General features: G+C 54.5%; 15 protein-coding genes and 1 pseudogene. 12 read left to right on the top strand and 4 right to left on the bottom strand.

The window, feature by feature from the left end; all coding sequences use genetic code 11:
- Nucleotides 1–196: 196 nt before the first annotated feature.
- Nucleotides 197–421, top strand: a complete 225-nt coding sequence (locus M8014_RS22780) for a hypothetical protein (protein WP_336264569.1) — start codon at nucleotides 197–199, stop codon at nucleotides 419–421.
- Nucleotides 422–573: 152 nt separating this feature from the next.
- On the opposite strand, the gene M8014_RS00485 is transcribed toward M8014_RS22780, so the two are convergent.
- A complete protein-coding gene (locus tag M8014_RS00485) occupies nucleotides 574–1,134 on the bottom strand; it encodes a TetR/AcrR family transcriptional regulator (protein ID WP_271280628.1) in 561 nt (186 codons plus the stop codon).
- A gap of 134 nt (nucleotides 1,135–1,268) precedes the next feature.
- Between M8014_RS00485 and M8014_RS00480 the strand changes: the two genes are divergently transcribed.
- The 7 genes and pseudogenes from M8014_RS00480 (at nucleotide 1,269) to M8014_RS00450 (ending at nucleotide 7,061) form a co-directional block, all read left to right on the top strand.
- Entirely contained in the window at nucleotides 1,269–2,360 is a 1,092-nt protein-coding gene (locus M8014_RS00480) for an alkene reductase (protein WP_271280627.1), read from the top strand.
- A 60-nt stretch (nucleotides 2,361–2,420) separates the two neighbouring features.
- Nucleotides 2,421–3,203: an SDR family NAD(P)-dependent oxidoreductase gene (locus M8014_RS00475; RefSeq protein ID WP_271280626.1), complete on the top strand. Its 783-nt coding sequence runs from the start codon at nucleotides 2,421–2,423 to the stop codon at nucleotides 3,201–3,203.
- 132 nt (nucleotides 3,204–3,335) lie between these two features.
- Entirely contained in the window at nucleotides 3,336–4,154 is an 819-nt protein-coding gene (locus tag M8014_RS00470) for an oxidoreductase (protein ID WP_271280629.1), read from the top strand.
- 2 nt (nucleotides 4,155–4,156) lie between these two features.
- Nucleotides 4,157–4,567: a hypothetical protein gene (locus M8014_RS00465; RefSeq protein ID WP_271280625.1), complete on the top strand. Its 411-nt coding sequence runs from the start codon at nucleotides 4,157–4,159 to the stop codon at nucleotides 4,565–4,567.
- Nucleotides 4,564–5,583 (top strand): NADP-dependent oxidoreductase, encoded by a 1,020-nt coding sequence (locus tag M8014_RS00460; RefSeq protein WP_271280624.1) that lies wholly within the window; start codon nucleotides 4,564–4,566, stop codon nucleotides 5,581–5,583. The genes M8014_RS00465 and M8014_RS00460 overlap by 4 nt, the downstream gene beginning before the upstream one ends.
- Nucleotides 5,584–5,726: 143 nt before the next feature.
- Nucleotides 5,727–6,332 (top strand): annotated as a pseudogene (locus M8014_RS00455) (hypothetical protein); the annotation flags it as partial.
- Between the two features lie 285 nt (nucleotides 6,333–6,617).
- Nucleotides 6,618–7,061: a GNAT family N-acetyltransferase gene (locus M8014_RS00450; protein ID WP_271280623.1), complete on the top strand. Its 444-nt coding sequence runs from the start codon at nucleotides 6,618–6,620 to the stop codon at nucleotides 7,059–7,061.
- A gap of 6 nt (nucleotides 7,062–7,067) precedes the next feature.
- Here the strand turns inward: M8014_RS00450 and M8014_RS00445 are convergent, their stop codons facing one another.
- The gene (locus M8014_RS00445) at nucleotides 7,068–7,283 is read right to left on the bottom strand and encodes a hypothetical protein (RefSeq protein ID WP_271280622.1); all 216 of its coding nucleotides are present in this window, start codon (nucleotides 7,281–7,283) and stop codon (nucleotides 7,068–7,070) included.
- Nucleotides 7,284–7,332: 49 nt separating this feature from the next.
- A complete protein-coding gene (locus tag M8014_RS00440) occupies nucleotides 7,333–7,644 on the bottom strand; it encodes an ArsR/SmtB family transcription factor (RefSeq protein WP_271280621.1) in 312 nt (103 codons plus the stop codon).
- Nucleotides 7,645–7,804: 160 nt separating this feature from the next.
- On the opposite strand from M8014_RS00440, the gene fusA reads away from it, so the two are divergent.
- Nucleotides 7,805–9,907, top strand: a complete 2,103-nt coding sequence (gene fusA / locus M8014_RS00435; protein ID WP_271280620.1) for an elongation factor G — start codon at nucleotides 7,805–7,807, stop codon at nucleotides 9,905–9,907.
- 119 nt (nucleotides 9,908–10,026) lie between these two features.
- A complete protein-coding gene (locus M8014_RS00430; protein ID WP_271280619.1) occupies nucleotides 10,027–10,644 on the top strand; it encodes a trypsin-like peptidase domain-containing protein in 618 nt (205 codons plus the stop codon).
- A 310-nt stretch (nucleotides 10,645–10,954) separates the two neighbouring features.
- Here M8014_RS00430 and M8014_RS00425 read toward each other — a convergent pair whose 3' ends face one another.
- The gene (locus M8014_RS00425; protein ID WP_271280618.1) at nucleotides 10,955–11,530 is read right to left on the bottom strand and encodes a flavin reductase family protein; all 576 of its coding nucleotides are present in this window, start codon (nucleotides 11,528–11,530) and stop codon (nucleotides 10,955–10,957) included.
- Nucleotides 11,531–11,666: 136 nt separating this feature from the next.
- Here M8014_RS00425 and M8014_RS00420 point away from each other — a divergent pair, with 136 nt between their 5' ends.
- Nucleotides 11,667–12,359, top strand: coding sequence for an ABC transporter ATP-binding protein (locus M8014_RS00420; protein ID WP_271280617.1), 693 nt, complete (start codon nucleotides 11,667–11,669; stop codon nucleotides 12,357–12,359).
- Nucleotides 12,356–13,324 carry an ABC transporter substrate-binding protein gene (locus tag M8014_RS00415; protein ID WP_271280616.1) on the top strand — a complete coding sequence of 323 codons (969 nt, stop codon included), beginning with the start codon at nucleotides 12,356–12,358 and terminating at the stop codon, nucleotides 13,322–13,324. The genes M8014_RS00420 and M8014_RS00415 overlap by 4 nt, the downstream gene beginning before the upstream one ends.
- The last annotated feature ends 15 nt before the right edge of the window (nucleotides 13,325–13,339 follow it).

The raw sequence follows: 13,339 nt of genomic DNA, 5'->3' as shown, positions 1-13,339 counted from the left end.
TCGCTCAGAGCTGCCGGTCAGGTCAGATATTTCGCACTACAAATTCAGCATCAGCAGCAGAGCAACTGCTATGGACAGGATCATCTCAAAAGCCAATCAGGACGAAAAGTCACCTTACCCCTACATTTAGTGGTGGATACGTAAAGGTTGTTTACTTATTCTGCCTCTATCAGCGAGCAGGCCGGAATCATTCTTTGTGGACAATCCCATTCTTCAGAAAACCATCATTATCTTTATTCTAGTCCTGTGGGTAATAGATGAAGTCAGGACAAAGAAAAGAAAACGTTCCGACCCCGCTATTGAAAACGCTGATGCCAGAGAGCGCCATGAATGGCGCCATCTCAGATGGGGATTCCGGGCAATACAAGTGGCAACGACAGTGTATATCGTTGTTCGACTGATTCAGTTTCTACTGAGATGAATGCCGACCTGAAAGCAGCATCTAACTGTCCGGGCTGACAGTCGTTGAGCCTCGGTAGTAGACGTTATGAATGTCCGCTCTGTGCCAGAAGCGGACGTGGATACTTTATTAATATGCACTGCTCAGAAAAAATTCCCTGTTGCCCGGCAAATTCAATCCTTAAGTGCATCCTGACTGAGAAGACGTGTGCGGCACACATCCAGAATCTCATCTGCCAGAGCGGAATCATCAGGGCAGGCACGGGACAGCACCAGGGCACCAACAAGATGTGCAATGGTGTCGATGAGTTCAGCACGCGTTCCGCCTTCCCCATTATTTTCATTTCCTAAAACGGCCAGCTGACGTTCAATCCCGGCCGCAAATGTCGCCTTGATTGACTCACACTGACGGGCTGTATCGGTGCCCAGTGCCGACATCACACACCCCTTTCCCATATCATCGCGATGTTGTCGGGAGAGATAATATTCAACGAATTTTTCCCGGTTTACACCTGCCGTGCTTTCGGCAGATCGCGTGAAACCGCAGCTCATTGCCTCCGCCATCAGATCAGCCTTAGAGCCAAAGTGCTTGTAGAACCCACCGTGCGTTAAGCCTGCCGCTGACATCAGTTCCGCGACGCCCACGCCGTCGTAACCGCGCTCACGAAAAAGTTCTGAGGCCGTTTCAACAATGCGCATTCGGTTTTCCCGAACCTGCTCTTTCGACACTTTCATGCTTTCCTGCCCCTCTCAAAAGTAGGGTTTAAGTATACATTGATGATGATCATAATCAAACTAGTTGACTTTATAGATTACGATCATCATCATTATATTGGTATCTCTACCAACCACTTAGCAGGCGAATAAACATGACTAACCAGACCTTATTTCAACCCTATGATCTTGGGACAATAACACTTGCCAACCATATCGTAATGGCACCACTGACGCGTAACCGAGCAGGAGCAGGGTTGGTACCCGGCGAACTGGCGGCGACCTACTACGCCCAACGTGCCACAGCAGGATTGTTGATTACCGAAGCCACGCAGATCTCAGCTCAGGCGCAGGGCTATCAGGATACGCCGGGAATCTACACGCAGGCTCAAATCGAAGGTTGGCGCAAAGTGACTGACGAAGTTCATTCCAGAGGTGGGCGCATATTTGTACAGCTATGGCACGTAGGACGGATCTCGCATGTCGATTTACAGCCTGGTGGTGCTGCACCGGTCGCACCGTCTGCCATCCGTGCTGAGACTAAAACCTTTGTGAACAACGGATTTGCTGACGTCTCTGAGCCACGTGCGCTGGAGTTGCAGGAAATACCGGGGATTATCGACGATTTCAGAAAGGCATCGGCCAATGCCATTGCCGCCGGATTTGACGGCGTAGAGATCCACGGCGCTAATGGTTATCTACTGGAACAGTTCCTCAAAGATGGTGCAAATCAGCGTACTGATGAATACGGCGGCTCTGTCGAAAATCGTGCGCGCCTGCTGTTAGAAGTCACGGCGGCCGTAAAAGAGGAGATTGGTGCTGATCGTACCGGCGTGCGCATTTCACCGGTTTCACCTGCTAATGCGATTGCGTGCAGTGATCCGCAGCCACAATATGATTACCTCGCTGAACAACTCGATGCATTGGGCATCGTGTACCTCCATGTGGTTGAAGGTGCGACGGGCGGTCCGCGTGATGTATCACCGTTCGATTACGACTCCCTGCGCCGGCGTTTTAAAAACACCTACATCGGCAACAATGGCTATGACCTGGAACTGGCGTCCGCTCAGCTTGCGCAAGGCAAAGCCGATCTGTTCGCGTTCGGTCGTCCGTTCATCTCCAACCCGGATCTTGTCGAAAGGCTGAAAACGGGCGCGTCTCTGGCCTCACTCAATCCTGAAACCCTTTATGGCGGTGGCGCAGCGGGATATACCGATTACCCGTCGCTGACGGAGACCAGCAAGTAAAGCCCTACATACATCGCACATGGCGGATTCTGTTTACACATTAATAAAGAAGATCAACTTATGACTATAGCTTCAGTTCTCATCACAGGCGCATCCACGGGTATTGGTGCTGTTTACGCTGAACGGTTTGCCCGCCGGGGCCACGACCTGGTTCTGGTCGCGCGCGACAAAGCGAAGTTAGAAACACTGGCCGCGCGTCTGCGACAGGAAAATGGCATTTCTGTCGACGTTCTGCCTGCCGACCTCACGCAAACGAGTGATTTAGCCGCGGTCGAAGCCCGTCTGCGTGAAGACACTCGGATTGGCATTCTTATCAATAACGCGGGTATCGCGCAGTCCGGCAGTTTTACAGAGCAGACGCCTGATTCGATAGAAAGCCTTATCGCGCTTAACGTCACCGCCCTGACCAGACTGGCCAGCGCCGTGGCACCACGCTTTGTGCAAGCGGGGGAAGGATCGATCGTCAACATCAGTTCCATTGTCGGACTCGCCCCAGAATTTGCCATGACGGTTTACGGTGCAACCAAAGCCTTTGTGCTTTTCCTGTCTCAGGGAATGAATGTCGAGCTGTCATCTAAAGGCATTTATATCCAGGCGGTGCTCCCTGCGGGCACTTATACGGAAATCTGGGACCGTGCAGGTATCGACATCAGTAACTCGGCAAAATTCATGGAAGTGGGCGAGTTAGTGGATGCCGCACTGGTGGGCTTTGACCGCCGTGAACTGGTCACCATCCCGCCTTTACATAATGCTGCCCGCTGGGACTCCCTCGATGCTTCGCGTCAGGCGCTGCTTTCAGATATCAAACAAGATGAAGCCGCTGAACGATATAAAGCACAGTAATCAATGAGGTGCACTGTGCAGAACGGTCTTCCGGCTGTTCTGCACAGCGGTAAATCTGACATAAATCCCTTACAGCCTGTCGTCTCATCAGCGATGAGAAACCTTAAACACATCATGAAGGCTTTATTCAGCATGACAAAAAAACGTGTAGCACTGGTTACCGGTGCGTCCTCGGGTATCGGCGAAGCGTCTGCCCGTAAACTTTTAGCCGCTGGATTTACTGTATATGGCACGAGCCGGCGTGGTTCACAGGCGGGAAAACATCCGTTTCCGTTACTGACGCTGGATGTGACCGACGACGCTTCTGTTGGGGCCGTCATTGAGGAGTTGCTTCGTCTGGAGGGGCGGATCGATGTTCTGGTGAACAATGCGGGCTTTGGGGTCGCTCCGGCGGCGGCGGAAGAAAGTTCTGTCGATCAGGCCAAACACATTTTCGACACAAACTTTTTGGGCATCGTCAGGTTGAGCCGGGCAGTGATCCCTTATATGCGCCGTCAGGGCAGCGGGCGCATCATCAATATCGGTTCGATACTCGGCATCGTTCCATTGCCGTATGTGGCACTTTATGCGGCCAGTAAGCATGCGGTGGAAGGGTATTCGGGCGCACTGGATCATGAACTGCGCACGCAGGGCATCAGAGTTTCTGTCATCGAACCTGCTTACATGAAAACACAGTTTGAAGCCAATAATATCGAGCCGGACGCCAGGCTTCAGGAGTATGACCAGATCCGGGCTAAGCTGGCGAAAGTGGTGAGCAAGGCAATGGCCGAAGCGGAAAGTCCGGAGGTTGTGGCTGATGTGGTTGTTAAAGCTGCTCAGACTTTACATCCGAAGGTACGCTACACGGCGGGAGCGCTGGCAGGAAAATTGAATTTTATTCTCAGATTCGCGCCTGCATCATTCCTGGATAAGGTGGTGCGCAAAAGTCTTCAGCTTGATGCGAAAGAATAAAAATGAAATTTTCTCAACTGGCTATTCTGACCTCAGTGTTTTTTTTCATACTGGCCACGGTATGGATGTTTTTCACGGAACAGCTATTAAGTCAATGGGGAATTGAATCTACGAGCGGTACAGGAGTCGTGAGTCGTCGCTCTGCCGCATTTTTTGCAGGAATAGGGGTGATGTGTTTATTCGCCAGAAATGCAGAGCCTTCACTGACCCGCTACGCGCTGGCCGCCGGTATCAGCACGATATCTATTATTTTAGCCGTGCTGGGCATCGTTGAATGGCGCGAAAGACACGTGAACGGGCAGATCCTTTTCGCCGTGTTTATCGAGCTATTCCTGGGGATTGCCTTTTTACTCAGCAACAGATCCGCTAAGAAAAATTTCACTGACAAACGCGACTGGGTAAACAACAAATGAAGACTAAGACGATGAAAGCATTTACATTTAAACACTATGGTAAGTCCCCTGAATCAGGATTCGATGACGTCGGTTATCCTGCAATTAATGCTGATGAAATCCTGGTTAAAGTTTACGCGGCTGGGCTGAACCCGATAGATAACATGATCCCAACCGGAATATTTAAGCCGGTTTTGCATTTTAAGCTTCCCGCCACATTGGGCAGCGACTTGTCCGGGGTTGTTGTTGCCGTGGGGCGTCGTGTGACGCGTTTCACTCCAGGTGACGAAATCTTTGCCAGTATTTTCGACAGGGGAACGGGATCTCTGGCCGAATTTGCAGTGGTGCCTGAGAGCGCCGCAGCAATGAAACCCTCAAATCTGGATTTCGTTCAGGCTGCTTCTTTGCCGATGGTGAGCCTTACATCATGGCAAGCGCTGACAGAGCGGGCTAAGTTGCGGCCTGGTCAAAAGGTTTTCATCCCGGCTGGTTCCGGGGGCATTGGCAGTTTTGCTATCCAACTGGCGAAGCACCTTGGCGCAAATGTGGGAACGACAACGAGTTCAGGCAACGTCGAGTGGGTGAGTCGTCTTGGCGCAGACGAAGTGGTTGATTATAAGAAACAAGAATTTGAAAAGGTGTTGAGCGGCTACGATATTGTTATCGGCACTGTAAGAGGCGATTTAATTGAAAAATCCACCCAAATTCTTAAGTCTGGGGGAACGATTGTTTCTCTCATCGGCCCGTTAGATGTCGCGTTCGCCCAAGCGCGGAGATTAAACTTCCTCCTGCGTTTAGTTTTCGGGCTGATGAGCCGCAAGATTATGCGTCTTACGAAAAAACGGGGTCTGAGCTATTCATTTCTTTTTGTCCGTCCTGATGGCGATCACCTTACCCAAATTGGCAAACTCATAGAAGCTGAACAACTCAAGCCTGTGATCGATAAGGTGTTTCCCTTTGCAGAGGCGAAGGAGGCTCTTGCCTATCTTGCTCAGGGACATGCGAAAGGAAAAGTGGTCGTTAAGATGCAGGAGTGATAGCAACTGAATTTTAAATCTGTGAAAGAGGATAATCACCAAGAACAATCTCCGCAAGTTTAACCATATATCACAGCTATTAAGTAGCTAGATTGATGGCTGTGAATGTCCGCTTTTCGCTCAAAACAGACCTGACAGCGCGTTACTACGATCCTGTCAGGCTGGCACTTGCCGCAGGTATACAACCGCCGATGCCGTATCCCGTCACCTGCCTCATGCGGGAATTAAACCAGCTCATGGCAGACGATCGCCTGGCCGATATTCTTCCTGCCGATAGCTTCCATTTTACCTTCCTGCCCCTGACCCTACCGCTGTTTGAGGAACACGAGGAACTCCCGGCTAAAACGGCGCAACTGACAGAACTCTGGCGTGAGTACCAGGCAAAACACATTGTTATCAGGTAGCTAAGGCTGGTGGCATTACCCAACCAGTTATTGCTTGCGGGTATCCCCGATGCCCCGGCAATTGCCATGCGCCAGGCATTCTGCGAGCAGATTTTGGCATCTCTTTGGAAAAATGAGCTGCTACAACGCCATCTCGGCCAGCCCATACCGATGCCGTTCTGGCACAGCACGCTGTTGCGTTACGGCGCGACGTACATACCCCCCGTGCTGCGTGATTTTTTTTCAAGGCACCAGACCGTTAATTTTGGTGATGTCACAGGGGAATTGACCTTAGCCAGAGTCAACTATAACTGGGAAAAATGCCATCCTCTCAGTGACATCCAACTCAATGTGCACCATGGCTAACGGGATAAATCCCTGCTGGATAGACTGCATTTGTTGATTAGTAAAGTGCAGATCCAGCGGAACGCGCAGTGCGTTATCCGCTAATGCTTTGAGTTCAGATCAGTTTTCTTTTGTCACTTTCGCCTTTGTTTACTCCTGCCCGGGCAATCAGGGTGCCTCCTACCAGTAGGCGTACCGATGGATTCAGTCGTTGGAAACTCAGGAGGTAAGGATAGGTGGGATGAGCGGGAACATATATGCTGGAGCGCAATGAATAGCCGTGTAGATCCACCCGGGAGAGAGGTTATGGGAATACTCGTTCGTCCCGCTGCTGCGCAGGACTGGCCTGCCATGCGGCGCTTGTTTCTTGCATCGCGTCGCCACACCTTCCCGTGGTTGACCGTCGAAGAGCTCAAGTTGACCGATCTCGACGAGCAGACTGTCGGTGAAATGATATGGGTAGCGCAAGATGCCGGGGGTGAAGTGGTGGGTTTCATCTCTCTCCTGGAGGAAGACCACTTCATTCACCATCTGTATATCGCGACGGCTTACCACCAGCGCGGAGTCGGGAAGAGTCTGCTGCAGTCCTTACCACGGTGGAATACGCAGCCCTATCAGTTGAAGTGCCTGAAGTGCAACGACAACGCGCTGGCATTCTACGTGGCATGCGGCTTCTCGAGGGTGGGTGAAGGCGAAAATGAAGGTCGCGCCTGGTGGCTGTTGGCGTGCGGACCAGACATCAGGCGATGACGGGCATTAACGATGCTCTTTAATGTACTCAACAAAAGCCTTGAATGCCGCAGAGGCATGTTTTCTATCTGAATAATAAAGATAAAAACCAGGCAGCTCAGGCAACCATTCATCATTTCTGGAAAAAGCCATTGCGTCACTGAAACGAAAAGGTATCCAGATTAATGAGCAACGGATCTCTCCGGAACCACACTGGATGCCCGAGGCATGCTGCGTGGTCACGACAGTTACCGCTATTTTTCGCCCTATCGTATCGGAGAGGGCAAGGCCATCACGCCTCCTGACACATCACCCGCAGCAATGTCTCCAGCAGTCCAGGAAAACGCGCATCCAAATCTTCCCGGCGTAATGAAATGATATTTTCCCGCCCCTGGGGGCGCTGCCAGATCACGCCGCTGTCGCGCAGGACGCGCCAGTGGTGGGTCATGGTCGATTTGGCGACTTCCTGCGGGCGCAGCGCATTGCAGCTGAGTTCGCTGCCGTCGGCCAGTTGGCCGATGATCGCCAGTCGCAGCGGGTTACCGAGAGCCAGCAAAACGTTCTCCAGCGTGATTTGTTCAGTGTCGGGGTGGTTGGCAATCATACTCTTCCTGGTGCAGTGATAAGCCTTATCAATGTCATTGATAGTTCAGGCCTTAAAAAAATAGTTCGAATATACTCGTACAATAGGACTATTATAATCTACATATCAACACGCGGCTATCCTGGCCGCGAATTTTATGTCAACTGACTAAGGACGCATCATGCCCCGACCCATCCCCCTCGAACGTTATCGCAATATCGGTATCTCCGCGCATATCGATGCCGGTAAAACGACCACCACTGAGCGCATCCTGTTTTACACCGGGATGAGCCACAAGCTGGGTGAAGTCCACGATGGCGCGGCAACCACTGACTGGATGGCGCAGGAGCAAGAGCGCGGGATCACCATTACCTCTGCGGCGGTGAGCTGCTTCTGGCCCGGCATGGACCGCAGCTATGAGCCGCACCGGATCAACATCATCGACACTCCCGGGCACGTGGATTTCACCATCGAAGTGGAGCGCTCGATGCGCGTCCTCGACGGTGCGGTGATGGTCTATGACTCGGTGGGCGGTGTACAGCCTCAGTCAGAAACTGTCTGGCGGCAGGCCAATAAATACCGCGTACCGCGCATTGCCTTCGTCAACAAGATGGACCGCCAGGGCGCCGATTTCTTCCGCGTAGTGCAGATGATGATCGACCGGCTGAAAGCCCATCCGGTACCGATTGTGATCCCCATCGGGGCAGAAGATCACTTCACCGGGGTGGTCGATTTGATCAAGATGCGCGCCATTATCTGGGATGACGCGACTCAAGGGATGACCTTCAGCTATGCGCCGGTCCCGGACGAATTGCGGGATACCGCGCAGCAATGGCGGGAAAAAATGGTCTCGGCGGCGGCCGAAGCCACCGACGCGCTGATGGACAAATACCTGGAAACGGGCGATCTGGATGAAGCCGAGATCGTCAGCGGCTTACGCAAACGCACCGTCGCGGGCGAAATCCAGCCGATGCTGTGCGGCAGCGCGTTTAAAAACAAAGGCGTGCAGCGCATGCTTGATGCGGTGATTGAGCTGATGCCGTCGCCCCTCGACGTGCCTGCCATTGACGGCGTGGATGAAAAAGGGGAACACGCCGAGCGTCACCCCAGCGATGACGAGCCGTTCTCGGCGCTGGCGTTCAAGCTGATGAGCGACCCTTACGTGGGCCAGCTGACCTTTATTCGCGTCTACTCCGGGGTGCTGAAAAAAGGCGATGCGGTGTACAACCCGGTGAAAGGCAAGAAAGAGCGCATCGGCCGCATTGTGCTGATGCACGCCAACGACCGGCATGACGTGGACGAGTTGCGGGCCGGGGATATCGCCGCCTGCGTGGGGCTGAAGGATGTCACCACCGGCGACACCCTGACCGACCCGAACGCGGTGATCACTCTCGAGCGGATGGAGTTTCCGGACCCGGTGATTTCGCTGGCGATTGAGCCAAAAACCAAGGCCGATCAGGAAAAAATGGGTATCGCGTTGCACCGTCTGGCAGCGGAAGATCCCTCGTTCCATCTGCATACTGACGAAGAGTCCGGCCAGACGATTATCTCCGGGATGGGTGAACTGCATCTTGAGATTATCGTCGACCGCATGAAGCGTGAGTTTGGCGTCGAGGCGAATATTGGCCGTCCGCAGGTGACGTATCGCGAAACCATCCGCAAAGCGGTGGACGACATCGAAGGCAAATTTGTGCGCCAGTCCGGGGGGAAAGGGCAATACGGACATGTGGTCCTGAGCCTGGAGCCGCAGGAGCCGGGCAGCGGGTTTGCTTTCGTTGATGCCACCAAAGGCGGCGTGGTGCCGCGTGAGTATATCCCGTCGGTGGAAAAAGGGCTGCGGGAAGCTATTAACAGCGGCGTGCTGGCCGGGTATCCGGTGGTGGATGTCAAAGCAACCCTGACCTTTGGGTCGTATCACGACGTCGACTCGTCAGAGCTGGCCTTCCGCATGGCGGCGATCTTTGGCTTTAAAGAGGGGGCACGCAAAGCAGACCCGGTGATCCTGGAGCCGATGATGCACGTCGAAGTCGAAACGCCGGAAGAGTACGCCGGGAACATCATGGGCGATCTCTCTTCCCGCCGCGGGCTGGTGCAGGGTATGGATGAGCGGTTCGGCAGCCAGATTATCCGCGCTGACGTCCCGCTGGCCGAGATGTTCGGCTACGCCACCACGCTGCGATCGATGTCGCAGGGACGGGCCACCTATAGCATGGAGTTCCACCATTATGCGGAGGCACCGCGTAACGTGGCGGATGAGATCATCGCCGGACGCGAGAAAAAGTAAGCCATTGGAACTAACGTCAAAGTAAACCTCAAAGGCTAAAGTACAAAAGGGCGAGAGCAGCGTGCTGTCGCCCTTTTTCGTGTGGCATGCGCTCCGCGATTGGCCTGGAAGGTGAAGCCATGAAGTGTCTCATCTTTGCTCTCTTCGCACTCACGGCCCCCGTTTTGCTGCTGGGGTGCGTAGTCATGTCAGGCACCAGCAGTACCGACTTTACCGCCACAAAACAGGTTGATCTGGTTTATATCGGCCTGCCTGCGCCGTTAAGCTGGTTTGTGGGCGGGATCCAGGGCAGTGCTTTTCCGGTAACGGACACGCTCTCCCTCACCGCGGCGCATGTCGCCGTCCCACTACTGAAGTCGATCCGCGCGCAACATCCCCTCTGCGATGTGGCAGTGATCGCCCGCAATAACGCCGGTAAGCCGCTGCACAAGCTGGCCTTCGCGCGAAGAGGGCGCAACGTCGTTTTGTTCGGCTACAGCGCCATCAACAGCCTGCCTAAATCCAGCTCCGGCATGATTGACGGGTTCTTAAAGCGCGACGGCTGCTATTACGGGGTCATTACCGGTGCAGGGGCCGTCTCCGGCATGTCCGGTGGGCCGGTGATCGACAGCCTCACCGGGGAGACGGTAGGGGTGATCACCAACGTTATCCTCGGTAAAGGCGCGGTGGTGTTTATCGCGGTTCAGGATTTTACCAACCTGCTGGACCGGATGCGCATTCCTTATAAGACCTATTGAATCCGACGAAGCTGAATTATTAACAAAATAAGCAGTCGGTTTGGTAATTAGTATCGATAATTAGCAAAAGATCATATAGATTTTAATAAACGACCTTTCACCACGAAGCCGTTATTCCAGATTCACAGGCAAACCTTATCGCTGAGCTTTCTATCAGGATTCAGCAGATAATCTACGACCGTTTGGAAGATATTTTGACAGCCGAATCTATCGACCTGGCGCTGGCACTTACACGACATGTTCACCAATGTGTCAAAAAACAGTCTTAGTGCGGGACAGTGCCCGTTTTCCGGGCGGACACCTGTAAGAGCTACTGACCCGGCGCTTTCACCTGCCTTCCGCTGGTGACAAAGGTACCGGCCCCGAGATGGTGCAGCGTATTGCGCTTATCGTCGTCAAACTGCCATCTCCCGGCAACGAACGCCCGTTCATCTGCCGCGGCAGAGACCACTTCACCAAACAGGGTGTCATACTTTTCTGCCGCCGAAGTGGCGGGCAGCAGACGGCACTCCATCCACGCCAGACACTTCTCTTCAACCACCGGTAGCCCCAGCAGCGGGCCGTCTATCGCCGGAATACCGTAGCAGTTGAATTTGTCCTCATCGCGCCCGCTGACGCTGCCCACCGCATAGGTCCAGTTGGTGGCCGCAACGCCAGGGATGACGATGCCGAACATGCCGCTGCGCTCAATTAGCTCCCGCGACCAGGCGCTCTTATCCACCACAATGGCGATGCGCGGCGGCGTGAACTCCACCGGCATTGACCAGGCGGCGGCCATCACGTTGCGGCGGCCCACCGTATCGTCGCGGCTGGTGATCAGGATGGTCGGGCCGTGATTCAACAGGCGGCTGGCGTGCATTAACTCGACGGGGCGGAAGTGGCTCATAGGAATTCCTCAAAGTAAGCGTCTGAGCATTAAACGGCTGAAAGGCATCAGAAATCAAGCTGCAACAAACGCGTCATGTTTTCGTCACACAAGCTACCTACAGTGGCGGACATCAAATCCCAAAGAGGATAACAAGATGCTCACCTCCATAACGCTCAATGGCGTGTCGTACGCTTTTGGCGCGAACACTGTTTTAAATCAAATCGATCTGCATATCGAGCCGGGGAGCGTGGTTGCGCTTCTGGGTCCGTCGGGCTGCGGAAAAAGCACGCTTCTGCGCCTGCTGGCCGGGCTTACCGAACCTGCGGATGGCGAGATCCATTTTGCCGATCGGCTGGTGGCGAAAAGCGGTTGGTCGCTGCCGCCTCAGGCCCGCGATATCGGCATGGTGTTCCAGGATTACGCCCTCTGGCCGCACATGACGGTGGCGCAGAATGTGATGTTTCCGCTGAAGATGCGCAACGTTGCGCGTCAGGAGCGGGAAATCCGCGTGGCGCAGGCGCTGGCGCGCGTCGGCTTGAGCGAGTTCGCCGGGCGCAAACCGGCAGGCTTATCCGGCGGGCAGCAGCAGCGCGTGGCGCTGGCCCGCGCCATTGTGGCTGAACCGCGGGTGCTGCTGTTTGACGAGCCGCTCTCCAATCTCGATAGCGAACTGCGCGAGTCGCTGTGCCAGGAGATGGCGACATTGCTGCGCCAGCTCGGGACCACCGCCGTTTATGTCACCCACGACCGCCGGGAAGCGGAAATCCTCGCCGACCGGATTGTGCATTTGTCTGCTGGCAGCATCGCTGCCGATCGTTTGATTTCAACCTCAGGGGAGTACGCATGAAAACCACCATGTCCGTGAAGAAGGGAGTGCTGTTAGCCATGGCATTATCGTCCGTTATGATGTCCAGCGCCCACGCGCTGACCGTCTACACCGCCGGGCCGGGATCGCTGGCAAAAAATCTCGCCAGCGGCTTTGAAAAGAAAACCGGCGTTAAGGTGGATATCTTCCAGGCGACCACCGGCAAAGTGATGGCGCGCCTCGAAGCCGAGCAGGCTAATCCGCAGGCTGATATTCTGATCTCCGCTTCCTGGGATACGGCGGAAGATCTGCACAATCGCGGCTGGCTGCTGCCGTTCCAGAGCGCCAATGCCGCGAAGGTGCCGGCTGATCTGAAATCAGCCGACTATGTCGCGCAGGGCGTTTCGGCGCTGGGGATCGTCTGGAATACCAAAAGCGGCACCCCGGAGCCGAAAGAGTGGCGGGATCTGACCACCGACGCCTTTAAAGGCAAAGTGACCACCCCGGACCCGGCCTTGTCCGGTGCGTCGCTGGATCTGCTGATCGGACTGCAAAACGGCATGGGCGACAGCGCCTGGAAACTGTTCGATGAACTGAAAAATAACGGCATGGTGGTCAGCGGCCCGAATGCGCAGGCGGTCACGCCGGTGATGCAGGGAGCCAAAGCGGCAGTGTTCGGCGCGGTGGACTATGTCTCTTACGGCAATATCAGCCAGGGCGAATCCCTGAAGGTGATCTTCCCGGCCAGCGGAACAGTGATCGCCCCGCGCCCGATGATGATCCTCAAATCCACCCAGCACGCTGACGACGCCAAAGCCTTTGTCGACTACGTCTTGTCCGCAGAAGGCCAGGCGATGGTCGCCGATGCCTGGCTGATGCCCGCGCGTGAAGACGTGCAGGCCAAACGCCCGCTGCTGAACGATCTGAAAATCCTGCCGACCAAAAGTGACGGTACCTCCGAGCGTAGCGACATCCTCAAGCGGTTTAACGCACTCTTCACCTTATAATCACGGCGGGGGCAA

The organism is Silvania hatchlandensis (assembly GCF_025564065.1).
Classification (GTDB): domain Bacteria; phylum Pseudomonadota; class Gammaproteobacteria; order Enterobacterales; family Enterobacteriaceae; genus Enterobacter; species Enterobacter hatchlandensis.
The sequence above is the reverse complement of the archived record's forward strand: the minus strand, read 5'-3'. Positions and strand labels throughout refer to the sequence as shown.

What these genes read in the sequence shown, in the direction of transcription:
- M8014_RS00485 (WP_271280628.1), bottom strand. Translation starts at nt 1,134, where the DNA reads ATGAAAGTGTCGAAAGAGCAGGTTCGGGAAAACCGAATGCGCATTGTT.
- M8014_RS00480 (WP_271280627.1), top strand. Translation starts at nt 1,269, where the DNA reads ATGACTAACCAGACCTTATTTCAACCCTATGATCTTGGGACAATAACA.
- M8014_RS00475 (WP_271280626.1), top strand. Translation starts at nt 2,421, where the DNA reads ATGACTATAGCTTCAGTTCTCATCACAGGCGCATCCACGGGTATTGGT.
- M8014_RS00470 (WP_271280629.1), top strand. Translation starts at nt 3,336, where the DNA reads ATGACAAAAAAACGTGTAGCACTGGTTACCGGTGCGTCCTCGGGTATC.
- M8014_RS00465 (WP_271280625.1), top strand. Translation starts at nt 4,157, where the DNA reads ATGAAATTTTCTCAACTGGCTATTCTGACCTCAGTGTTTTTTTTCATA.
- M8014_RS00460 (WP_271280624.1), top strand. Translation starts at nt 4,564, where the DNA reads ATGAAGACTAAGACGATGAAAGCATTTACATTTAAACACTATGGTAAG.
- M8014_RS00450 (WP_271280623.1), top strand. Translation starts at nt 6,618, where the DNA reads ATGGGAATACTCGTTCGTCCCGCTGCTGCGCAGGACTGGCCTGCCATG.
- M8014_RS00440 (WP_271280621.1), bottom strand. Translation starts at nt 7,644, where the DNA reads ATGATTGCCAACCACCCCGACACTGAACAAATCACGCTGGAGAACGTT.
- fusA (WP_271280620.1), top strand. Translation starts at nt 7,805, where the DNA reads ATGCCCCGACCCATCCCCCTCGAACGTTATCGCAATATCGGTATCTCC.
- M8014_RS00430 (WP_271280619.1), top strand. Translation starts at nt 10,027, where the DNA reads ATGAAGTGTCTCATCTTTGCTCTCTTCGCACTCACGGCCCCCGTTTTG.
- M8014_RS00425 (WP_271280618.1), bottom strand. Translation starts at nt 11,530, where the DNA reads ATGAGCCACTTCCGCCCCGTCGAGTTAATGCACGCCAGCCGCCTGTTG.
- M8014_RS00420 (WP_271280617.1), top strand. Translation starts at nt 11,667, where the DNA reads ATGCTCACCTCCATAACGCTCAATGGCGTGTCGTACGCTTTTGGCGCG.
- M8014_RS00415 (WP_271280616.1), top strand. Translation starts at nt 12,356, where the DNA reads ATGAAAACCACCATGTCCGTGAAGAAGGGAGTGCTGTTAGCCATGGCA.